The 20,045-nt window shown below is 61.2% G+C and carries 18 protein-coding genes and 5 tRNA genes; 10 read left to right on the top strand and 13 right to left on the bottom strand.

The features are described from left to right. Nucleotides 1–62 precede the first annotated feature (62 nt). Nucleotides 63–1,268 (bottom strand): L-2-hydroxyglutarate oxidase, encoded by a 1,206-nt coding sequence (lhgO, locus tag ACQ4WQ_RS19300; RefSeq protein WP_436499268.1) that lies wholly within the window; start codon nt 1,266–1,268, stop codon nt 63–65. A 204-nt stretch (nt 1,269–1,472) separates the two neighbouring features. Here lhgO and ACQ4WQ_RS19295 point away from each other — a divergent pair, with 204 nt between their 5' ends. Further along, on the top strand, nt 1,473–2,408 hold the full coding sequence (locus ACQ4WQ_RS19295) for a LysR family transcriptional regulator (RefSeq protein ID WP_436499740.1): 936 nt from the start codon (nt 1,473–1,475) through the stop codon (nt 2,406–2,408). Between the two features lie 114 nt (nt 2,409–2,522). Continuing rightward, complete coding sequence (locus ACQ4WQ_RS19290; RefSeq protein ID WP_436499267.1) at nt 2,523–2,723, top strand: hypothetical protein; 201 nt, start codon at nt 2,523–2,525, stop codon at nt 2,721–2,723. A 232-nt stretch (nt 2,724–2,955) separates the two neighbouring features. Here ACQ4WQ_RS19290 and ACQ4WQ_RS19285 read toward each other — a convergent pair. The 7 genes from ACQ4WQ_RS19285 to ACQ4WQ_RS19255 form a co-directional block, all read right to left on the bottom strand. Continuing rightward, nucleotides 2,956–3,031, bottom strand: a tRNA-Ala gene (locus ACQ4WQ_RS19285). A 49-nt stretch (nt 3,032–3,080) separates the two neighbouring features. Beyond that, nucleotides 3,081–3,156, bottom strand: a tRNA-Glu gene (locus ACQ4WQ_RS19280). 51 nt (nt 3,157–3,207) lie between these two features. Then, nucleotides 3,208–3,283: transfer RNA gene (locus ACQ4WQ_RS19275), tRNA-Ala, on the bottom strand. Nucleotides 3,284–3,417: 134 nt separating this feature from the next. After that, nucleotides 3,418–3,493: transfer RNA gene (locus tag ACQ4WQ_RS19270), tRNA-Glu, on the bottom strand. A 67-nt stretch (nt 3,494–3,560) separates the two neighbouring features. Continuing rightward, nucleotides 3,561–3,636 (bottom strand) — tRNA-Ala (locus ACQ4WQ_RS19265). A 124-nt stretch (nt 3,637–3,760) separates the two neighbouring features. Beyond that, nucleotides 3,761–5,167, bottom strand: coding sequence for a glutamate--tRNA ligase (gltX, locus tag ACQ4WQ_RS19260; protein ID WP_436499265.1), 1,407 nt, complete (start codon nt 5,165–5,167; stop codon nt 3,761–3,763). A gap of 70 nt (nt 5,168–5,237) precedes the next feature. After that, nucleotides 5,238–6,149 (bottom strand): LysR family transcriptional regulator, encoded by a 912-nt coding sequence (locus ACQ4WQ_RS19255; protein ID WP_436499263.1) that lies wholly within the window; start codon nt 6,147–6,149, stop codon nt 5,238–5,240. A 143-nt stretch (nt 6,150–6,292) separates the two neighbouring features. On the opposite strand from ACQ4WQ_RS19255, the gene lysA reads away from it, so the two are divergent. Both lysA and ACQ4WQ_RS19245 read left to right on the top strand, forming a co-directional pair. After that, nucleotides 6,293–7,543, top strand: coding sequence for a diaminopimelate decarboxylase (gene lysA, locus ACQ4WQ_RS19250; RefSeq protein WP_436499261.1), 1,251 nt, complete (start codon nt 6,293–6,295; stop codon nt 7,541–7,543). 72 nt (nt 7,544–7,615) lie between these two features. Further along, complete coding sequence (locus tag ACQ4WQ_RS19245) at nt 7,616–9,181, top strand: phospholipase D family protein (protein WP_436499259.1); 1,566 nt, start codon at nt 7,616–7,618, stop codon at nt 9,179–9,181. Nucleotides 9,182–9,303: 122 nt separating this feature from the next. Here ACQ4WQ_RS19245 and ACQ4WQ_RS19240 read toward each other — a convergent pair whose 3' ends face one another. From ACQ4WQ_RS19240 to apbC, 3 genes are all read right to left on the bottom strand, one after another. After that, nucleotides 9,304–10,983, bottom strand: a complete 1,680-nt coding sequence (locus ACQ4WQ_RS19240) for an alkaline phosphatase family protein (protein WP_436499257.1) — start codon at nt 10,981–10,983, stop codon at nt 9,304–9,306. A 150-nt stretch (nt 10,984–11,133) separates the two neighbouring features. Continuing rightward, nucleotides 11,134–11,541, bottom strand: a complete 408-nt coding sequence (locus ACQ4WQ_RS19235; RefSeq protein ID WP_436499255.1) for a DUF4399 domain-containing protein — start codon at nt 11,539–11,541, stop codon at nt 11,134–11,136. 231 nt (nt 11,542–11,772) lie between these two features. Further along, complete coding sequence (gene apbC, locus ACQ4WQ_RS19230) at nt 11,773–12,861, bottom strand: iron-sulfur cluster carrier protein ApbC (protein WP_070219730.1); 1,089 nt, start codon at nt 12,859–12,861, stop codon at nt 11,773–11,775. Nucleotides 12,862–13,021: 160 nt separating this feature from the next. Between apbC and metG the strand changes: the two genes are divergently transcribed. The 5 genes from metG (at nt 13,022) to panC (ending at nt 17,827) form a co-directional block, all read left to right on the top strand. Next, entirely contained in the window at nt 13,022–15,172 is a 2,151-nt protein-coding gene (metG, locus tag ACQ4WQ_RS19225) for a methionine--tRNA ligase (protein ID WP_436499253.1), read from the top strand. Between the two features lie 19 nt (nt 15,173–15,191). Continuing rightward, the gene (locus ACQ4WQ_RS19220; protein WP_070219744.1) at nt 15,192–15,671 is read left to right on the top strand and encodes a GNAT family N-acetyltransferase; all 480 of its coding nucleotides are present in this window, start codon (nt 15,192–15,194) and stop codon (nt 15,669–15,671) included. A gap of 107 nt (nt 15,672–15,778) precedes the next feature. Beyond that, complete coding sequence (locus ACQ4WQ_RS19215) at nt 15,779–15,988, top strand: DUF3460 family protein (RefSeq protein WP_034778041.1); 210 nt, start codon at nt 15,779–15,781, stop codon at nt 15,986–15,988. A gap of 17 nt (nt 15,989–16,005) precedes the next feature. Continuing rightward, nucleotides 16,006–16,932: a segregation and condensation protein A gene (locus ACQ4WQ_RS19210; RefSeq protein ID WP_326456257.1), complete on the top strand. Its 927-nt coding sequence runs from the start codon at nt 16,006–16,008 to the stop codon at nt 16,930–16,932. Between the two features lie 55 nt (nt 16,933–16,987). After that, complete coding sequence (panC, locus tag ACQ4WQ_RS19205) at nt 16,988–17,827, top strand: pantoate--beta-alanine ligase (protein ID WP_070219724.1); 840 nt, start codon at nt 16,988–16,990, stop codon at nt 17,825–17,827. Nucleotides 17,828–17,988: 161 nt separating this feature from the next. Here panC and ACQ4WQ_RS19200 read toward each other — a convergent pair whose 3' ends face one another. Then, nucleotides 17,989–18,441, bottom strand: a complete 453-nt coding sequence (locus tag ACQ4WQ_RS19200; protein WP_326456258.1) for a hypothetical protein — start codon at nt 18,439–18,441, stop codon at nt 17,989–17,991. A 280-nt stretch (nt 18,442–18,721) separates the two neighbouring features. Here ACQ4WQ_RS19200 and ACQ4WQ_RS19195 point away from each other — a divergent pair, with 280 nt between their 5' ends. Next, on the top strand, nt 18,722–19,474 hold the full coding sequence (locus ACQ4WQ_RS19195; RefSeq protein WP_436499250.1) for an SDR family oxidoreductase: 753 nt from the start codon (nt 18,722–18,724) through the stop codon (nt 19,472–19,474). Between the two features lie 69 nt (nt 19,475–19,543). On the opposite strand, the gene cheY is transcribed toward ACQ4WQ_RS19195, so the two are convergent. Beyond that, the gene (gene cheY, locus ACQ4WQ_RS19190; protein WP_010396677.1) at nt 19,544–19,942 is read right to left on the bottom strand and encodes a chemotaxis response regulator CheY; all 399 of its coding nucleotides are present in this window, start codon (nt 19,940–19,942) and stop codon (nt 19,544–19,546) included. Nucleotides 19,943–20,045: the final 103 nt, after the last annotated feature.

Here is a 20,045-nt window from a genome sequence, read left to right as displayed (position 1 = left end):
AGCGTTCGAGTTGGGGCTGGCTGGGGAGCGACAGACAACCGTACGTTGTCCGCTACGCAAACTCAGCGCCTCATCACTTCACGCACAATGTATTCAGCAATGGCTAGCGACGATGTCGCCCCTGGTGACGGTGCATTGCGGATGTGGGTAATATTGCCGTGTTGGCGAATCACGAAATCGTCAACCAGCGCACCATTGGCCTCCATTGCCTGGGCACGGATCCCACGAACCGCCGGAACAATACCGACCGAGGCAAGCGTCGGCACATAGCGCGCCGCCTCGCGGACAAAGCTCGCCTCGCTGACCACAGTCTTCAGCTCCCGAAGCGTCGCCGGCAGGTTACGGGCAGCAAACTTCCAAAAGCCGGGGTAGCTGGCAAAATTGAAGATGTCGGCCAGGTTCATGCTGCGGCCGTCATAGTTCTCGCGACCGAAGGATATGAAAGCATTCGGGCCGATCGTCATCTGTCCGTCGATACGCTTTGTGAAATGCACCCCGAGGAAAGGAAAGCGCGGGTCCGGCACCGGGTAGATCAAGCCTTTGACATGCGACTTGAAAGCCTCGTCGATCACGTAATACTGGCCGAAGAACGGTACGATGCGTGGCGTGCCCTGATCGCCCGAGCGCTCTGCCAGGCGATCTGACTGCAAACCCGCGCAGGCAATTGCCTGATCGAATACCGTATCGAAGACCTCTCCGTCTGCAAGTTCGACCCGTACTTCGCCGCCTTGCTCAAGCAGGCGCCCAACCGGCGAATTCAGACAAATGCGCCCGCCACGTTCCCTGATTTCATCGGCGATTCGGGCCGCAATTTGACCGTAACTGACAATCGCCGTTTTCGGTGAATGCAAGGCGCCCAGGCCGATGCAGTTGGGCTCGATTTCGCGCAACTCATTTGAGCCGATCAGCCGCACGCCAGGCACACCGTTGGCCTGCGCTTTCCGATAAATCGCCTCTAGGCGAGGCAACTCTTCCTCTTGTAGCGCGACGACAACTTTGCCGCACTCGTCGTAGGGAATCGCATTGTCGCGGCAATAGTTGCCAATCAATTCGCCCCCGCGCCTGCAAAGTCGTGCCTTGAGCCCCCCCGGCTCATAGTACAGACCGGCATGGACCACACCCGAATTGTGGCTGGACTGATGACTGGCGACACTCGCCTCCTTTTCGAACAGCACCACCGTGGCGTCGGGAAAATCCAACAATAACTGACGTGCGACTGCGAGGCCATTTATCCCCCCGCCGATAACTGCATAACGCTTCTTGTTCATTGCGCCTCTCAAAAAAATGGCAAACTCGTCATTTCACTGCTACATGCATCACTTTGGTGAAGGGTGAGGGCCTGCATAGGCCGCCCGCCCAACGCTTGGCACCAACGCGATTTGCCCTGTTAAGCATTTTTGATCAACCACAATTTAGATAAAAGCGAAAAATTATGTACAATTAATTTCGAAAAAAGAGAACAAGTGATGTCCATGACTTTAAAGCAACTCGAAGCGTTCTACTGGGCCGCCACCTGCGCCAACTTTGCGATTGCCGCCGAACGCCTGCATTTGTCCGTATCGTCTCTCTCCAAGCGCATTTCAGAACTGGAGGAAGCGCTTGGCATCAATCTGTTCGACCGGAGTGGCCACCGCGCCGTACTCAGCGATGCAGGCCAGGCATTGCTGCCACGCGCGCTGGCGCTGCTCGATGACGCCGCCGCAATACGTACCGCCTTCGCACCCTCTGCCGGGCTAGTTGGCCGTTGCACCTTTGGTGTTGGCGAACTCAGCGCGCTGACCTGGTTACCGCAGTTCATTGCGCAAGTCCGGGCACTGCATCCCAAATTGACGCTCGAACCCTATGTCGACGTGGGCTCAGTTCTGGAGAGCCGTGTCACCAAGGGCGAGCTCGATTTTGCGATCATTGCCGGACGCTCATCGCACCACGGCATCCTGTCGCAACCAGTCAGCCAAGCACAATTCATCTGGCTTGCCGCGCCAACCCTGGCTGTATCTGACAGCCCGCCTGGCTTACGTGGTGCCGCCGATTTACTTGACGCTGGACAGCCCATCGTTGCCTTACCGCCATCAGCTGGCACCACGCGAGTGATTGATGACTGGCTACTGGCTCACGGCATCGCTGCCGTTGAGCGTATAAGTTGCAATAATTGGGGGGCCATTGCCGGCATGCTGATTGCCTCTGTCGGGATCGGCATACTGCCCACTGGCTGGAGTCAAAAGCTGGTTGACCAGGGTCTGCTGCTCCCGCTCGCCGCCGCCGAAATGCCAGCGCCGGTAATCTATTCTTTTCAGTGGCGGCGCGGAGACAACCGTCCACTGATCGAGCAGCTACGCGGGCTTTCCACCCAATATGTCGACTTCACTGCCGATCTATCGCGACCGCTGGGCAGCATAACGGAACGCTGATAACTGCCGGCCATGCGCCGCCCGCTGGCCACCTCGACTTCCAGCAACGCATGCATGGGCATCAGCGGGAGCCAAGCACTGACGTCTTGCATGCCATGCAAGCGCGCTAACAGCTTGGCCACGCTCGCCGAAGGGTATGGCGAAATTGGCCCGGAAATAAAAAAAGCCGCTCGAGGCGACTTTGATTATCATGTGATTTATGCGCTGTTGGTGGAGGCGGCATGGATACGGATGTTGGCTTCAGAAGATGGTGCTGTCGGATTACGCTACGCTAATCCGACCTACGCCACACTCCGCTGTCAGGTATGGCGATAAGTGCCACGGAAATAAAAAAAGCCGCCCAAGGCGACTTTGATTATCATGTGATTTCTGCGCTGTTGGTGGAGGCGGCATGGATACGGATGTTGGCTTCAGAAGATGCTGCTGTCGGATTACGCTACGCTAATCCGACCTACGCCACACTCCCCTGTCGGGTATGGCGGAAATATTTCGGACATAAAAAAAGCCGCCCGAGGCGACTTTGATTATCACGTGATTTCTGCGCTGTTGGTGGAGGTAAGCGGGATCGAACCGCTGACCTCTTGCATGCCATGCAAGCGCTCTCCCAGCTGAGCTATACCCCCCGGGCGCAGAAACACTGCTACTTCTTTACTACCAAACACCAGACTGAACTGGCGTCCCCAAGGGGATTCGAACCCCTGTACTCACCGTGAAAGGGTGATGTCCTAGGCCTCTAGACGATGGGGACCTCGGTACTGCACTTTTACTTCTACAATTTGTGGCCTTACTTCTGCGCTGTTGGTGGAGGTAAGCGGGATCGAACCGCTGACCTCTTGCATGCCATGCAAGCGCTCTCCCAGCTGAGCTATACCCCCCGGGCGCAGAAATAATAAAAGCCGCACTTGGCGACTTTGTTCCACTACTTGCTTTCCATCCAGATTCCGTTTTTTACGGACCTGAACTTACAACAATCAGTACAAACAACTGCCACTACTATACCACAACTACCTGGCGTCCCCAAGGGGATTCGAACCCCTGTACTCACCGTGAAAGGGTGATGTCCTAGGCCTCTAGACGATGGGGACCGCGGAACTTCCAAACAACATCTGCACCACTTCAACGACTAACAAAACCTGACTGCGATTTTGCTGCTGGTGGAGGTAAGCGGGATCGAACCGCTGACCTCTTGCATGCCATGCAAGCGCTCTCCCAGCTGAGCTATACCCCCGTTGGTGCAGAAACAAGAGTATAGCAAAGAAGTTTCACTCTGCAAATACCCTTTTTCGTCTATGAGCAACTTTTCATAGGGGCGGTTTCTGCACGCTATTTTTACGACTATTCAAGCGCGGCGATTACAGCCACTTTGTCAGGCGCGCCAGCACGGTATCGCGGCCGAACATGACCACCACCTGATCGATGGCCGGCGTCTGCAGCTGGCCCGTCAAAATCAGGCGCAAGGGCATGGCCAGCAGCGGCATCTTGATGGTGTTGGCGGCCAGCACTTCCTTGATCATGGCGGCGACGGCTTCCTTGCTCCACTCCACCGTGGCGATACGCTCGGCAAACTGCGCCAGCACGGGCTTGATGGCATCCGTGATGTGCTGCGTCACCAGTTCCGCTTCCGGCTGCGGCTCGCGGAAGAACAGCATCGAAGCGTCAGCCAGTTCATTGACGGTGTTGGCGCGCTCTTTCATCATGCCCAGCACTTGCGCCAGATCAGGCGCGCCTTCGAAGACGGCGCCGGCGGCGGCCATTTGCGGACGCGCCAGGTCGGCCAGGCGGGTATTGTCGGCCTGCTTGATGTACTGATTATTGAGCCACTTGAGTTTTTCCAGGTCGAACTGCGCGGCCGACTTGGTCAGGTGCTCGAGGTTGAACCACTCGCAGAACTGCGCCACCGAGAAGACTTCATCGTCGCCATGGCTCCAGCCCAGGCGCGCCAGATAATTCAGCATCGATTCAGGCAGGAAGCCCTGCGCCGGATAATCCATCACGCTGACGGCATCGCGGCGCTTCGACATCTTCTGGCCGTCCGAACCCAGAATCATCGGCAGGTGGCCGTACAGCGGCAGCGGCGCGCCGATGGCGCGCAGGATGTTGATCTGGCGCGGGGTGTTGTTGACGTGGTCGTCGCCGCGCAGCACGTGGCTGATCTGCATGTCCCAGTCATCGACGGCCACGCAGAAGTTATAGGTTGGCGTGCCGTCCGGGCGGGCGATCACCAGGTCGTCCAGCTCGCGGTTGGAAATCGTGATCGTGCCCTTGACGACGTCGTCCCACGTCACGTCGCCATCGAGCGGATTCTTGAAGCGCACGACGGGCTTGCGGTCCGCTGGCACGGCAGGCAGGGTCTTGCCCGGTTCCGGACGCCAGGTGCCGTCGTAGCGGGGCTTTTCACCGGCAGCGCGCATGCGCTCGCGCATCGCTTCGACTTCTTCCGGCGACGAATAGCAGTGGTATGCAGTGCCTTCGGCCAGCATCTGCGCCACCACTTCGCGGTAGCGGTCCATGCGCTGCATCTGGTAGAACGGGCCTTCGTCATGGTCCAGGCCCAGCCACGTCATGCCTTCGATGATGGCTTGCACGGCTTCCGGCGTGGAGCGCTCCACGTCCGTGTCTTCGATGCGCAGCACGAAGGTGCCGCCGAAGTGACGGGCATACGCCCAGCTGTATAAAGCGGTGCGGGCGCCGCCCAGGTGCAGATAGCCGGTCGGGCTGGGAGCGAAACGGGTACGGACGGGAGTAGCGGTTGTGGTCATCGAAGTAATCAGGCTTGAATAAGTAAAACGCCATTTTACTCTGTTGACCGCCGCCGCTCCACAAGCGCCGTCACAGCTGCAGCAAGCGCCTTTTCACCTCGTGCGCCTGCGCATGCAGCGCCTGCTCGAACAGGGCCACCAGCTGCGACAGGGGCCGGTGCAAAGGCTTCACGAGATTCACGGTGAACGGCAGGGATACGGCAAAGCGGCGGATCTGCAAGCCCTGCCCCGCATAATCGAGGGCCGTGAGCGGATTGACGATGGCCAGCCCCACGCCTTCGCGCACCATCGCGCACACAGAAGCGGCGCTGTGCGTGTCGAGCGCCATGCGCCGCTCCACGCCCGCCTGCGCGAAGATGGCGTCGATCTGCTGGCGGTAGGGGTCGACGGCGGCCAGGCTGATGAAAGGCTGGCCCGCGAAGTCCGCCGGCGCCAGCACGGTTTTGCCAGCCAGCGCATGACCGTCGGGCAGCACGCACACTTCATCGACGGACATCAAGGCATCGAGCACGGTGCCGGGCGGCGCATTGCCCACTTCCGTCAGGCCGATATCGTGGCGCTGCGCCGACAGCCATTCTTCCAGCAGCGGCGACTCCTGCGGCGTGATGCTGATGCTCACCTTGGGAAAATCGGCGACGAAGCGCTTGCACGCCTGCGGCAGCAAGGATTGGGAAAACACGGGCAGGCAGGCGATCGACAACTGTCCCTGGTCGAACTGGCGCAGGGCCGCCGCCGTGCTGACGATGCGCTCCAGACCGAAATACGCGCGCTGCACTTCCTCGAACAGCTGCAGCGCCTGGGCCGTGGGGCGCAGACGCCCCCGTTCGCGCTCGAACAGGGTCAGGCCCGTCAAGTGCTCAAGGCGCGCCAGCTCGCGGCTGACGGTGGGCTGCGAGGTGTGCAGCATGGCGGCGGCGGCCGTCACGCTGCCCGTCGTCATGATGGCCCGAAAAACCTCGATGTGGCGCAATGAGATGGTCATACCCATATCATAAATGAATAAGGTCACCTTAAATGGATATTTTATGTTTGCGAAGAAAACCCGCATCATGATCGGAACGTAGGTCGGATTAGCGCAAAGCGCGTAATCCGACACCCCTCCATAAAATGACAAAGACCACCGCCATGAAACCAGTGCCAGACGCCACCCTCGCCCAACTCGCCCAGGAACACGGCACGCCCCTGTGGGTATATGACGCGGCCACCATCCGCGCGCGCATCGCGCAGCTGGCGCAATTCGACACCGTGCGCTTCGCGCAAAAGGCCAATTCGAACATCCATCTGCTCACCGTGATGCGCGAAGCGGGCGTGCACGTGGACGCCGTCTCGCTGGGCGAGATCGAACGCGCGCTGCAGGCGGGCTTTACGCCGGCGCAAACGAATGGCGCCGCCGGCGTGGTGTTCACCTGCGACCTGTTCGACCGCGCCACCCTGGCGCGCGTGGCGGCAGCAAAAATTGAAGTCAATTGCGGCTCCGTCGACATGCTGCGCCAGCTGGGCCCCGTGTCGCCCGGCCACCGCGTCTGGCTGCGCATCAATCCCGGCTATGGCCATGGCCACAGCAACAAGACCAATACGGGCGGCGAAAACAGCAAGCACGGCATCTGGCACGAAGAGCTGCCGGAGGCGCTGGCCGTCATCCGCGCGCATGGACTGCACCTGGTGGGCCTGCACATGCACATCGGCTCCGGCGTCGACTACAGCCACCTGAAAACCGTCTGCGGCACCATGGTCGACCTGGTGAAAAACATGGGCCACGACATCGAAGCCATTTCCACGGGCGGCGGCCTGTCCGTGCCTTACCGCGAAGGCGAGCAACCGGTCGACACGGACCACTATTTCCAGCTGTGGGATGCGGCGCGCAAGCAGATCGAGGCGCACCTGGGCCATCGCGTGCACCTGGAAATCGAACCGGGCCGCTTCCTCGTGGCCGACGCGGGCCTGCTGGTGGCCGAAGTGCGCGCCACCAAGCAAATGGGCGGCAACCACTTCACCTTGCTCGATACGGGCTTCAATGAACTGATGCGCCCCGCCATGTACGGCAGCTACCATGCAATGTCGGTGATCGCGCACGACGGCCGCGCCCTGGACGCCCAGCGCGCCACCGTCGTCGGCGGCCCCCTGTGCGAATCGGGCGACGTCTTCACCCAGCGCGATGGCGGCGTGGTGGAAACCCGCTTGCTGCCGGCAGCGCAGGTGGGCGACTACGTCGTCTTCGAAGGCGCGGGCGCGTATGGCGCGTCGATGTCGTCGAACTACAACAGCCGCCCGCATGCGGCCGAATACCTGGTCGATGGCGCCGATGATCAACACCCGTCGCGCCTGATCCGCCGCCGCCAGACGGTGGCCGAGCTGATCGCGCTGGAACAACTCTAAGCCGCTTCAACGGCGCGCCCCGTGCGGGCATGCGCATCTGCTAACATCGGGGCAACTCGATGAAAGCCCGCCATGCCCGCTCAAGTACTTCCCTTCCGCAGCGCCACCCGGCTGCTGCTGCCCTTGCTGCTGTCCGTCGTCCTTGCCGGCTGCGCTTCCCTGCCTTCGCTGGACGGCCGCATCCCCTCCACCATCATCACCGATACGGCCGATACCCGGCTGGCCACGGCCATCGCGCCCATGGTGGCGCAGCATCCGGGCGTGTCCGGCATCTATCCGCTGGTCGACGGGCGCGACGCCTTTGCCGCGCGCGCCCTGCTGGCCGCCGCCGCCCAGCGCAGCCTGGACGTGCAGTACTACATCTGGCACAAGGACATCACGGGCACGCTGCTGTTCGACGCCCTGCGCCAGGCGGCGGAACGGGGCGTGCGCGTGCGCCTGCTGCTCGACGATAACAACACGGCGGGACTGGACCCGACCCTGTCCATGCTGGGCAAGCAGCGGAATCTGGAAATCCGCCTGTTCAATCCCTTCGTGCCCCGCGCGCCGCGCGCGCTGGCCTTTGCCACGGATTTTTCGCGCCTCAACCGGCGCATGCACAATAAATCGTTCACGGCCGACAACCAGGCCACCATCGTTGGCGGGCGCAATGTGGGCGATGAATATTTTGGCGCGGCCGGCGACGTGCTGTTTGCCGACCTGGACGTGCTGGCCGTCGGCCCCGTCGTCGGCGAGGTGTCGCAGGAATTCGACCGCTACTGGAACAGCGCCTCGGCCTACCCGGCCAGCCTGCTGCTGACCAGCCCTGTCGATGGCGACGCGGCCACCATCGCCGCCGAGGCGGACCGCATCGACGACACCAGGGCCGCCGAGGAATACGTGCAGGCGCTGCGCACCTCGCCCTTCGTCAAGCAGATGATGGAACGCACCCTGCCCTTCGAATGGGCGCGCACGCGCATGGTCAGCGACGACCCGGCCAAGGTGCTGGACAAGGCCAGGCCCGGCACGGGCGTGGCGGAAAACCTGCAAAACCTGCTGGGCGTGCCGGAAAAGGAAGTGGACCTGGTGTCGCCGTATTTCGTGCCCGGCAAGGCCGGCACGCAAGCCTTTGCCGACCTGGCACAAAAAGGCGTGGGCGTGCGCATCCTGACGAATGCGCTGGAAGCGACCGACGTGGCGGCCGTGCATGCGGGTTACGCGAAGTGGAGGAAGCCGCTGCTGGAAGCGGGCGTGCTGCTGTACGAATCGCGCCGCTCGTGGGAAGCCGGCGACGCGCGCGAGCAGACGGGCCGCTTCGGCAGCTCCGCATCGAGCCTGCATGCGAAGACCTTTGCCGTCGACGACCAGCGCATCTTTGTCGGCTCGTTCAATTTCGACCCGCGCTCGATCGAATTGAACACGGAAATGGGGCTCGTCATCGACAGCCCCGCGCTGGCCAGCCAGCTGGGGCAAGCCATGCGCACCACCATCCCGCAGCGCGCCTATCAGGTCCTGCTTGGCGACGACGGCGCGCTGTACTGGATCGCCCGCGACGCCAGCGGCGCCACCACGCGCTACGACACGGAACCGGGCACCAGCGTATGGAAGCGCATGGGGGTGGCGATTCTGTCGGTGCTGCCGATAGACTGGCTGCTGTAAGCGGTTTTGCCGACGATGCTGTCGGATGACGCGTGGCTGCGCCCCGCTAATCCGACCCACAAGGTCATCGTAGGTCGGGTTAGCGCAAAGCGCGTAAGCCGACAAGCGCGCAGCACCGCCCTTTACCGCACCGCTTCCGTCAAGATCCGCCCTTCCGACGCCGATGGCTGGCGTATGCGCAGCAGATGCGCCAGGGTCGGGGCGATGTCGACCACTTCCGCGTACTGGCCGTAGGCGCCCGGCTTGATCCAGCGGGGGCCGAAGACCATCAGCGGCACGTTGGTGTCATACGTGTACGGCGTGCCGTGCGAGGTGCCGCCGCTGCCCTTGCCGAAATACCAGGCCGGTTTTGTGACGACCATCAGGTCGCCCGACAGCTGGCGGTTCCACGCGCGGCGCATCAGCGTGTCCATGCGCGTGGCGACGGCCCCTGTTTCCATCTGCGTGCGCGTATAGACTTGCGCCAGGCCGTCCTGCTGCAGCAGGAAGCGGGCCGCCGCGTCTTCCAGGGCGGCGCGATGGATGCCGCCCTTTTCCGCCAGCGCGTAATCGAGGTAGATATTCGGCAGCGACGACGTCGTCACCAGCTTATCGATGCCCAGGCTTGTCGCCAGGTGCTGGTTCAGGCTTGCGACCAGCTTGTCGCCGTCGATGCGCTTGGCCGTAAAGCCGCCGCGCGCTTCCGTAAATTCCGGCACGTTGGCAAAGCCATGGTCGGCCGTCAGCACCACCAGCACATTGTCCATGCCGACTTTTTTATCGAGGTCGGCAAAGAAGCCGGCCAGCATGCGGTCCAGGCGTTGCAGGTGGTCGTGCGACATCTTGCTTTCCGGGCCGTAGGCATGGTTCACATAGTCGTGCGCGGACAGGCTCACGCCCAGGATGTCGGGCACGCCAGCCGGGTTGCGGCCCAGGTTCTCGCCCTCGACGGCGGCGCGGGCAAATTCCAGGGTCAGTTCATCGAGGAAGGGACCGGACTTCAAGCGGCTGTAGTACTCGCCATCGAGCTGGCCGCTGTCGCTGTAATAGGCGAACGGGAAGGTATTGCGCGTGCCCGGCTTGGCCGCCACCAGATCGTCGCGCGCATCGTTGACATAAGCCCCGTCGGCCAGCAGCGGCGTCCAGCTCTTGCCGTAATAACGGTCCTGCGGTTTGGCCGCCTGGTAGCGCTGCACCCATTGCGGGTGCTGCTGCATGTAATAGGTGCTGCTGGCGAAGTTGCCCGTCTTTTCCATGTACATATAGGCCGTGCCCGTTTTCCCGGCCAGCAGGATGGCGCCGCGGTCCTTGCCCGACACGGTGACGACCTTGGCCTTGTCGCCCGTGGCATAGCGCAGCTCGTCGCCGAGGGTGCTCACGCGCAGCTTGGTCGGCGCGGTGCCGTCGTCCGGCTTCGTCTCCTCGCCGATGTAATGGAAATTGCCATCCTCGGTGCAATACACGGATTTTTTCGTGACGGGATCGATCCAGTTATTGCCGATCACGCCATGCTGGTACGGGTAGGCACCCGACAGCACGGCCGAGTGGCCGATGGCGGTGACCGTGATGCCATGCGCCTGGTGCGCATCGCTGAACCACGCGCCCTGCTCCAGCAGGCGGCGGAAACCGCCCTGGCCGAACTGCTCGCGGTAGCGCGTCACCTGCTCTTGCGGCAAGCCGTCCACTACCAGCACCACGACCAGCTTCGGCTGCGCCGCAGCCGAGGGTACGGCCTTGGCCGCATATGCCTGGCAAGCCGCCACGCTAGTGACCAGCAGCAGCGCCTGCGCCAGTTGCCGGGAAAGGGAGAAATGTTTCGTCATATCCACTCATCAAAAGTTAGGCCACCGGGCAGCATACGCCGACTATATGACACAACAATGACAAGAAGCAACAATATGAAAAGGCCGGGCTCCATCGCTGGAACCCGGCCTTCTGCGAACAGATGAGTATGCCGGATTTATTTACCCGATTTACTTGACCGTCACTTTGATGCTTTTGCTTAACTCCGGCCCATACGACTGGTGCGCGCCATTGGCGAACTGCATGGTGAGCGTGTACTGGCCCGGCGGCAAGGTGACGTCCGTTTCCGTTTGACCTTTGCCGAAATGCAAATGCTTGTCATCCATGGGTATCATCTCGCCCGCCTTCATCGGCCCTGTATTGATGAGCAAATGATGGTGGCCCGTCTTGGCCGTCATGTCGCCGGCCGGCTTGACGTCCATGCCGCTGACGGCAAATTTCACTTTGAACGGGCTCGTCACCGTCGCGCCATCGGCTGGCTCGACGAAGGAAACGGATTGGGCGAAGGCGCTGGCTGCCAGCAGGCCGCCGGCGAGCAGGACTGCGGCCTGGCGCAGGAATACGGTAGTCAATTGCATGATGTCTCCTCTTGTTAATAACAACACGGACTGCATGAAACCATATTCCTGGCGGTCGTGGCGCCAGGGAAGAGTTAAGCCAATGGATAAATCCAATGGTGCCATGGTGGCCTTAAAAACCGTAGCGAGCAAGCTCAATGTCGGGTTGAGTAACGCAACCGTACTTTAGTACGGTGAGTAACGCCGACCCGAAAGTGAGCTGCGCAGTAGGTTTGCAAGGCCACCCAGCCACTAGTCGTTCTTGATGACGATCGACGGAAACTTGCTGGTCATATCCTTCGCCTTTTCCGCCACCTTGATGGCGATGGTGCGGGCGATCTGCTTGTAGATCACGGCGACGGGGCCTTCCGGCTCGGCCACGACGGTGGGCGTGCCCGAATCCGTCTGCTGGCGAATCGCCATGGTCAGCGGCAAGGCGCCGAGGAATTCCACGCCGAAGTCCGCGCACATCTTCGCGCCGCCGCCGGCGCCGAAGATTTCTTCCGCATGGCCGCAGTTCGAGCAGATATGCGTGCTCATGTTTTCCACCACGCCCAAAATCGGAATGCCGACCTTCTCGAACATTTTCAGGCCCTTGCGCGCGTCCAGCAGCGCGATGTCCTGCGGCGTCGTGACGATGACGGCGCCCGTGACGGGCACTTTCTGCGACAGGGTCAATTGAATATCGCCCGTGCCTGGCGGCATGTCGACGATCAGATAATCGAGGTCGCGCCAGTTGGTCTGGTCCAGCAGTTGCTGCAAGGCTTGCGTGACCATCGGGCCGCGCCACACCATCGGCTCGTCCGGATCGATCATGAAACCGATCGACGACACTTGCAGGCCGTGGTTTTCCATCGGTTCCATGCTCTTGCCGTCGAGCGTCTTCGGCTGGCCGCTGATGCCCAGCATCATCGGCTGCGAGGGGCCATAGATATCGGCGTCCAGCATGCCGACGGTGGCGCCCTCGGCGGCCAGGGCCAGGGCCAGGTTGACGGCCGTGGTCGATTTGCCAACGCCGCCCTTGCCGGAAGCGACGGCGATGATGTTTTTCACGTTGCTCATCGGCTTCAAGCCGCGCTGCACCGTGTGCGAAATGATCTTCGACGACACGCCCACGCTGACGTTGCCCACGCCCGGCAGCACGCGCAACGCGGCCAGCACGGATTTGCGGATCAGGTCGATCTGGCTCTTGGCGGGGTAACCCAGTTCGATGTCGAGCGAAATGTCGCTGCCATCGACCTTCAGATTCTTGACGGTTTTGCTGGAAACAAAATCTTTATGTGTATTTGGATCAATAACCTGGGCCAGCGCGGCCTTGACGTCTTCTACTGTGATGCTCATGTAAATCTCCGTGTGTACTACATATGTGCAATACGCGCAGTCTAGCGCAAATTTGCATGGTGCGATGGCGGCAAAAGCATCACTTGCCGGCGCTGCATCTGCTCATATTGCCTTTCCGCTGTTAAAATGTCCTATTATCCATCCCAAAAGTGCATCAATCATGACTCGCAAGCTGTTCGTCACCACTGCCCTGCCTTACGCAAACGCCGCTTTTCACATTGGCCATATCATGGAATACATCCAGGCTGATATCTGGGTCCGGTTCCAGCGAATGCAACGCGATGGCGAAGCCGGCCGTGAAGTGCACTTTGTGGGCGCCGACGATACGCATGGCACGCCCATCATGATCGCCGCCGAAAAGGAAGGCATCACGCCGCAGCAATTCGTCGCCAACATCGCCGCTGGCCGCGCCCAGTACCTCGATGGCTTCCATATCGCTTTTGACAACTGGTATTCGACCGATTCGCCGGAAAACGTCGACCTGTCGCAATCGATCTACCGCAAGCTGCGCGATACGGGCCTGATCGTCACGAAAACCGTCGACCGCTTCTTCGATCCGGTCAAGGGCATGTTCCTGGCCGACCGCAACATCAAGGGCGAATGCCCGAAATGCGGCGCCAAGAACCAGTACGGCGACAATTGCGAAGTGTGCGGCGCAGCCTACCAGCCGACCGACCTGGTCAACCCGTTCTCGGTCTTCACCAACGCGACGCCCGTGATGAAGCCGTCGGAGCAGTATTTCTTCAAGCTGTCCGACCCGCGCTGCTTCGAATTCCTCAAGGATTGGCTCAACACGCCAGGCCGCTTGCAGCCTGAAATGGTCAACAAGGTCAGCGAATGGCTGGGCGAGGCGGGCGAAAAGCTGGCCGACTGGGATATCTCGCGCGACGCGCCCTACTTCGGCATCCCGATTCCCGATGCACCGGGCAAGTTCTTCTATGTATGGATGGACGCGCCCGTCGGCTACCTGGCCAGCCTGAAAAACTATTGCGACAAGAAAGGCATCGATTTCGACGCTTTCCTGAACGATCCGACGACGGAACAGATCCATTTCATCGGCAAGGACATCGTTTCCTTCCACCTGCTGTTCTGGCCTGCCATGCTGAAATTTGCCAATCACCCGGTGATCGACAAACTGAAAGTCAATGTGCACGGCTTCCTGACGGTTAACAACGAAAAGATGTCGAAGTCGCGCGGCACCGGTATTTCGCCGCTGCGCTACCTGGACCTGGGCATGAACCCGGAATGGCTGCGCTACTACATCGCCTTCAAGCTGAACTCGAAAGTGGAAGACCTGGACTTCAACGGCGAGGACTTCGTCGCCCGCGTGAACAGCGACCTGATCGGCAAATACGTCAACATCGCCAGCCGCTGCGCCGGCTTCATCGCCAAGCGTTTCGACGGCAAGCTGGCATCCACGCTGTCGGAAGGCGCGCAAAGCTGGATCAACCGCGCGCTGACGGTGGACGTCAACGGCGTCATCGTCGAGCGCCAGGCCAGCATCGCCGCGCACTTCGAGAACCGCGAATTCGGCAAGGCCTTGCGCGAGATCATGGAAATCGCCGACATCACGAACCAGTATGTCGATGAAAACAAGCCGTGGATCCTCGCCAAGGACGTCGAAAAGACGGCCGAACTGCACGACGTGTGCACGACGGCGCTGATCCTGTTCCGCCAGCTGACGATTCTGCTGTCGCCGGTCCTGCCGGGCGTGGCGAAGAACGTGGCATCGTTCCTTAACGACGCCGAGTTCACCTGGGCCGATACGCAAGTGTTCGGCGACGCCGTCTCGAACAGCATGCTGGGCCGCACCATCGGCGCCTACAGCCACTTGATGACGCGCATGGATGCGAAGATGATCGAAGCGCTGTTTGACGCGCCGCAAGCAGCCGCCGCCATCGCGGCGCCGGCTGGCGACGCCGCGAACGACGCCGCGGCCCCTGCTGCTGCCGCCATCGAGGAGCTGGCGCCCGAGATCAAGATCGACGACTTCCTCAAGGTCGACCTGCGCATCGCCAAGATCGTCAACTGCGAACTGGTCGACGGCTCCGACAAGCTGCTGCGCCTGACCCTGGACGCGGGCGAAGGCCGCTTGCGCAATGTCTTCTCGGGCATCCGTTCGGCGTATCAGCCGGAAGAACTGATCGGCAAGCTGACGGTGCTGGTGGCCAATCTGGCGCCGCGCAAGATGAAGTTCGGCATTTCGGAAGGCATGGTCATGGCCGCCTCCGCCGCCGACGAGAAGGCCAATCCGGGCATCTACATCCTGAACCCATGGCCGGGCGCCGAACCTGGCATGCGCATCCGCTAAGCCCGCACAAGGACCGATGATGAATATCGTGGTGCGCGAAGCAACAAATGCCGATGCACAGCTGATGGCCGAGCTGACCCGCGCCGCGTGGGCCGGCAAGGTCGCGGCCTCGTCCAGTGGACACCACGAGACAGCGCAGCAAGTGGAAGCGCAATTGCGCCACGGCGGCGGTTTTCTGTTGCTGATCGACGACATTCCAGCCGGTTCGCTGCGCTGGATGCCGCTCGACAGCGACCCCGCCATCTGGAAGATTTCACGCATGGGCGTGCTGCCCGCTTACCGGGGCAGCCACGTCTCGCAGCACTTGCTCGAAGCCATCATTCATCACGGCCTGTCGTGCCAGGCCGAGGAATTGCGCCTGGCCGTGCGGCGCGACCAGCGCAAGCTGATCGATTTTTATGCGGCCTTCGAATTCGAGCTGGCCGAAGAACTGGAATATTCGCACGCCAACCCCGCCGAACCGGCGCCGATGGTGATGCGACGCCTGCTGCGTTATTGATTTTTAGCAATTTCGCCCCGGACTTGCCGATACAACAACCCGCCAAGCCGCACGGCGCGGTAAAATACGGCCGGCTGACCTTACCCATAAGACACTCAGAAGAGAATATGAAACTGCCTGCAAAACACAACAACTACGTATCCGACCACACCTTGTTCATCGCCGAACTGAAGGCCAAGAACCCTGGCATGGAAGCGGGCCAGCAAGCGGGCCGCGCCCTGCTGTGGGACAAGCCGGCCGTCAGCATCGATGAGCAGGAGCGCCAGCTGGCGTCGGCCGTCAAGCAACAGGCTTACGTTTACCAGAACAAGAACTAAGATCTGGAACCGGCACGATGTTGCCTGAAGAGTCTGCAGTCACGCCGGAAGCCGACGCTTCCGGTGCCGGCGCAGTCATCGAGTCGCCCGAACCTGTCGCCGATGGCGACGGCAGCGGCGACCCTGCAGCATCCGCAACCACGGACGCGGCGCCCGCCGCCGACCCGCTGGGCATCGCCCGCCTGTATGGCGAGCCCATGCTGCGCATGCCGACGGATCTGTACATTCCGCCGGACGCGCTGGAAATCTTCCTCGAAGCCTTCGAAGGCCCGCTCGACTTGCTGCTCTACCTGATCCGCAAGCAAAACTTCAACATTCTCGACATCCCGATGGCGCAGGTGACCCTGCAATATCTGAAATATGTCGACCAGATCCGCGTGCGCAACCTGGAACTGGCCGCCGAGTATCTGCTGATGGCGGCGATGTTGATCGAGATCAAGTCGCGTATGCTTTTGCCATCGCGCAAGAGCGACGTCGAGGAAGATGGCGGCGATCCCCGCGCCGAACTGGTGCGCCGCCTGCTCGAGTACGAGCAGATCAAGCTGGCCGCCTACGACCTGAACGCCATTCCCCAGTTCGAGCGCGATTTCGTGCGCACGCAGATTTTCATCGAGCAAAGCCTGACGCCCACCTGGCCCGACGTGGAGCCGGTGGACTTGCAGCAGGCGTGGCTCGACGTGCTGAAGCGCGCCAAGCTGACCCAGCATCACCGCATCAGCCGCCAGGAACTGTCCGTGCGCGAGCACATGTCGAGCATCCTGCGCCACTTGCAGTCGTCGCGCTTCGTCGAATTCAGCGAGCTGTTCGACATTGCCGGCGGCGTGCCCGTGGTCGTGGTCAACTTCGTGGCCTTGCTGGAACTGGCCAAGGAAACCCTGATCGAAATCACGCAGGCAGAACCGTTTGCCCCCATCTACGTCCGGCTGGCCTATTCGCCCGCCTGATATCCTTCCCTTTGTCACTGACCACCGTACAACGGGGTTTTAGCGAAAGCAATCCATGAAAATTATTTCCGACATTGAAGAATTGCGCGACCAGCTCAGCGGACAGCTGCGCACGGCGTTCGTCCCCACCATGGGCAACCTGCACGAAGGCCATCTGTCGCTGATGCGCCTGGCGCGCAAGCATGGCGACCCCGTCGTCGCCTCGATCTTCGTGAACCGCCTGCAATTCGGCCCGAACGAAGACTTCGAGAAATATCCGCGCACCATGGCGGCCGACATCGCCAAGCTGGAAAAGGAAGGCGTGTACGTGCTGTTCGCGCCGACGGAAAAGGAACTGTATCCGGAGCCGCAGGAATACCGCGTGCGCCCGCCCGATGACCTGGGCAATACCCTGGAAGGGGAATTCCGCCCCGGCTTCTTCGAAGGCGTGTGCACGGTCGTCACCAAGCTGTTCTCGTGCGTGGGTCCGCGAGTGGCCGTGTTCGGCAAGAAGGATTACCAGCAACTGATGATCATCCGCAACATGGCGCGCCAGTTCGCGCTGCCGACGGAAATCATCGCCGCCGAAACCTACCGCGCCGACGACGGCCTGGCCCTGTCCTCGCGCAATATGTACTTGTCGGAAAGCGAACGGGCGGAAGCGCCGGAACTGTTCAAGGGCCTCAATTTCGTGGCCGAGGAAGTGCGCAAGGGCAACCTGGCCGTGGGCGAACTGGAACAGGCCAGCATGCAGCTATTGAACAGCCGCGGCTGGAAATCGGACTACATCGCCGTGCGCAAGCGCGCCAACCTGCAGGCGCCGAGCGCCGCCGAACTGGCCGCGGGCGAACCGCTGGTGGTGCTGGCCGCCGCCAAGCTGGGACAGACTCGCTTGATCGACAACTTGGAAATTTAACATACAACAAAACCTACTGCGCGTCGCGATTTGCGGCCTGCGATGCTCACCGTGCTTCAGCACGGTTGCGCTTCTCGGCCACAACTCTCTGCCGCTCGCTACGGTTTTGTTAGATGTTTTAAACGCAGTCACAGCGGGGCCGTTCGGCCCCGTTTCTTTTATTACTTCTCCATCCCTACCAGCTTGAGCTCGGCAAACAGCGGTTTGTTGCTGCCGCGTGCCGCTTGCAACATGTCATAGCTGGCCGCATCGAGCACGATTTCCTCTCCCGCCCACAGCTTGCGCTGGTGCGCAGGCAGCCTCAGGCTGCGCAGGATGGCGCGCACCTGGGCCGGATCGGCTGCCAGCAGGCGGATGGCGTGCGCATGGCGCTGCGTCCCCGTGAGTATCGGCAAGCCGCCCTCGGGACCATGCTGGCTCAGGCTGACATAATCGCGGCCCCCCACACGGTGCAGATAGGCATGCCGGCCATCGCCTTCGGCAGGCCACTGCGCGGCCGGCTCCTGCATCTCGACGGACGCGACAGGCACGACTGCGGTTTGTTCAAGGCTCACGCCGCAAGCTGCCAGCAAGGCCGTGCTCAGGGCAAAAAATAATACGGGTGCTCGGCGCATGTTGCGCTCCTTCTTGTCGGGGTCGGGGACAAAGGGCAATACTGCAGCGATCATGGGCCAAATTATTTGACGTGTAAAGTTAACTTTGGGAAATATTTAATTCCTTTGCGCAATTACTTATGCTCAGCGGCACCACGCCTGTCCATACCAGCGAGGCCAACAATCATTGTTAATGGAATTTGCACATTGAAATCAATATCCCCATCTTTATCCATGTATCGATAAAGATCACAATGGCTGCACTGGCCCATGCGGGCCTCCACCACGACAGGAGAACACCATGAACACAGCATCCCATTCCGCCAAGGTCGCCATCGTCACGGGCGCCTCGCGCGGCATCGGCGCGGCCATCGCCCGCCGCCTGGCGCGCGACGGCATGCGGGTCGTCGTCAATTACGCCAGCAGCCAGGAGGCGGCCGACGCGCTGGTGGCGGCCATCGCGGCCGAAGGCGGCGCCGCCATCGCCCTCAAGGCCAACGTGGCCGATGCGGGTGAGGTGCAAGCCTTGTTCGATGCGGCCGAGGCGGCCTTCGGCGGCGTCGACGTGCTGGTCAACAACGCCGGCATCATGCCGCCCGCGCTGCCGGCCCTGGCCGACACGGACGACGCCACCTTCGACAGCCTGTTCGCCATCAACGTCAAGGGCAGCTTCAACACCATGCGCCAGGCGGCGACGCGCTTGCGCCACGGCGGCAGCGTGGTCAACTTCTCCACCAGCGTGATCGGGCTGGCCCTGCCCGGCTATGCCGTCTACGGCGCCAGCAAGGCGGCCATCGAGACGATGACGGCTATCTTCGCCAAGGAATTGCGCGGCAAGAACATCACCGTCAACGCCGTCGCCCCGGGCCCCACGGCCACGGCCCTGTTCTTGAACGGCAAGACGGAAGAGACGATAGAACGCATGAGCAAGATGGCGCCCCTGGAACGCCTGGGCACGCCGGACGACATCGCCGCCGCCGTGGCCTTCCTGGCGGGCCCCGACGGCCGCTGGGTGAATGGGCAAACCCTGCGCGCGAATGGCGGCCTGGTGTAAGCGAGGTGAACAAAAAAAACGCTGCCAGTTCGCACTGGCAGCGTTTTTTTGATGCGTATCAAACCGTGATCAGGCGCCGGCTTTTTCCAGCTTCTCGAAAATCTTGTTCAGCTTTTCATCGAGGGTGGCGGCCGTAAACGGCTTGACGACATAACCGCTGGCGCCAGCTTGCGCGGCGGCGATGATGTTTTCTTTTTTCGCTTCAGCGGTGACCATCAGCACGGGCAGCTTGGCCAGTGCGGGATCGGCGCGGATATGCTGCAGCATCGTCAGGCCATCCATGTTCGGCATGTTCCAGTCCGAGACGACGAAATCGTAGGATTCCGCGCGCAGCTTGGCCAGGCCCATCACGCCGTCTTCCGCCTCATCGACGTTGGCATAACCCAGTTCCTTCAACAGATTCCGGACAATGCGGCGCATCGTCGAAAAATCGTCAACGACTAAAAATTTCATCTTTGGATCAGCCATGAATAACTCCGTTGTTTCTGTAGCGGTTTGTTAATAATATCGACATGAATGCCGACATTATGGTCGACACTACGGCAGCAAGTTGTAGGATAGCATTTTCGTT

This window comes from Janthinobacterium goodfellowi, assembly GCF_051380695.1.
Taxonomy (GTDB): Bacteria; Pseudomonadota; Gammaproteobacteria; order Burkholderiales; family Burkholderiaceae_D; genus Janthinobacterium.
Note: the sequence above shows the minus strand (reverse complement) of the source record. Positions and strands in the feature narration are given on the sequence as shown.

Excerpts from the sequence above, each read along its gene's own strand:
- apbC (WP_070219730.1), bottom strand. The coding sequence starts at position 12,861 with ATGAGCATCACAGTAGAAGACGTCAAGGCCGCGCTGGCCCAGGTTATT.
- ACQ4WQ_RS19210 (WP_326456257.1), top strand. The coding sequence starts at position 16,006 with ATGTTGCCTGAAGAGTCTGCAGTCACGCCGGAAGCCGACGCTTCCGGT.
- ACQ4WQ_RS19215 (WP_034778041.1), top strand. The coding sequence starts at position 15,779 with ATGAAACTGCCTGCAAAACACAACAACTACGTATCCGACCACACCTTG.
- metG (WP_436499253.1), top strand. The coding sequence starts at position 13,022 with ATGACTCGCAAGCTGTTCGTCACCACTGCCCTGCCTTACGCAAACGCC.
- ACQ4WQ_RS19195 (WP_436499250.1), top strand. The coding sequence starts at position 18,722 with ATGAACACAGCATCCCATTCCGCCAAGGTCGCCATCGTCACGGGCGCC.
- gltX (WP_436499265.1), bottom strand. The coding sequence starts at position 5,167 with ATGACCACAACCGCTACTCCCGTCCGTACCCGTTTCGCTCCCAGCCCG.
- ACQ4WQ_RS19200 (WP_326456258.1), bottom strand. The coding sequence starts at position 18,441 with ATGCGCCGAGCACCCGTATTATTTTTTGCCCTGAGCACGGCCTTGCTG.
- ACQ4WQ_RS19255 (WP_436499263.1), bottom strand. The coding sequence starts at position 6,149 with ATGACCATCTCATTGCGCCACATCGAGGTTTTTCGGGCCATCATGACG.
- ACQ4WQ_RS19240 (WP_436499257.1), bottom strand. The coding sequence starts at position 10,983 with ATGACGAAACATTTCTCCCTTTCCCGGCAACTGGCGCAGGCGCTGCTG.
- lysA (WP_436499261.1), top strand. The coding sequence starts at position 6,293 with ATGAAACCAGTGCCAGACGCCACCCTCGCCCAACTCGCCCAGGAACAC.
- ACQ4WQ_RS19295 (WP_436499740.1), top strand. The coding sequence starts at position 1,473 with ATGACTTTAAAGCAACTCGAAGCGTTCTACTGGGCCGCCACCTGCGCC.
- panC (WP_070219724.1), top strand. The coding sequence starts at position 16,988 with ATGAAAATTATTTCCGACATTGAAGAATTGCGCGACCAGCTCAGCGGA.
- ACQ4WQ_RS19220 (WP_070219744.1), top strand. The coding sequence starts at position 15,192 with ATGAATATCGTGGTGCGCGAAGCAACAAATGCCGATGCACAGCTGATG.
- cheY (WP_010396677.1), bottom strand. The coding sequence starts at position 19,942 with ATGGCTGATCCAAAGATGAAATTTTTAGTCGTTGACGATTTTTCGACG.
- lhgO (WP_436499268.1), bottom strand. The coding sequence starts at position 1,268 with ATGAACAAGAAGCGTTATGCAGTTATCGGCGGGGGGATAAATGGCCTC.
- ACQ4WQ_RS19235 (WP_436499255.1), bottom strand. The coding sequence starts at position 11,541 with ATGCAATTGACTACCGTATTCCTGCGCCAGGCCGCAGTCCTGCTCGCC.
- ACQ4WQ_RS19245 (WP_436499259.1), top strand. The coding sequence starts at position 7,616 with ATGCCCGCTCAAGTACTTCCCTTCCGCAGCGCCACCCGGCTGCTGCTG.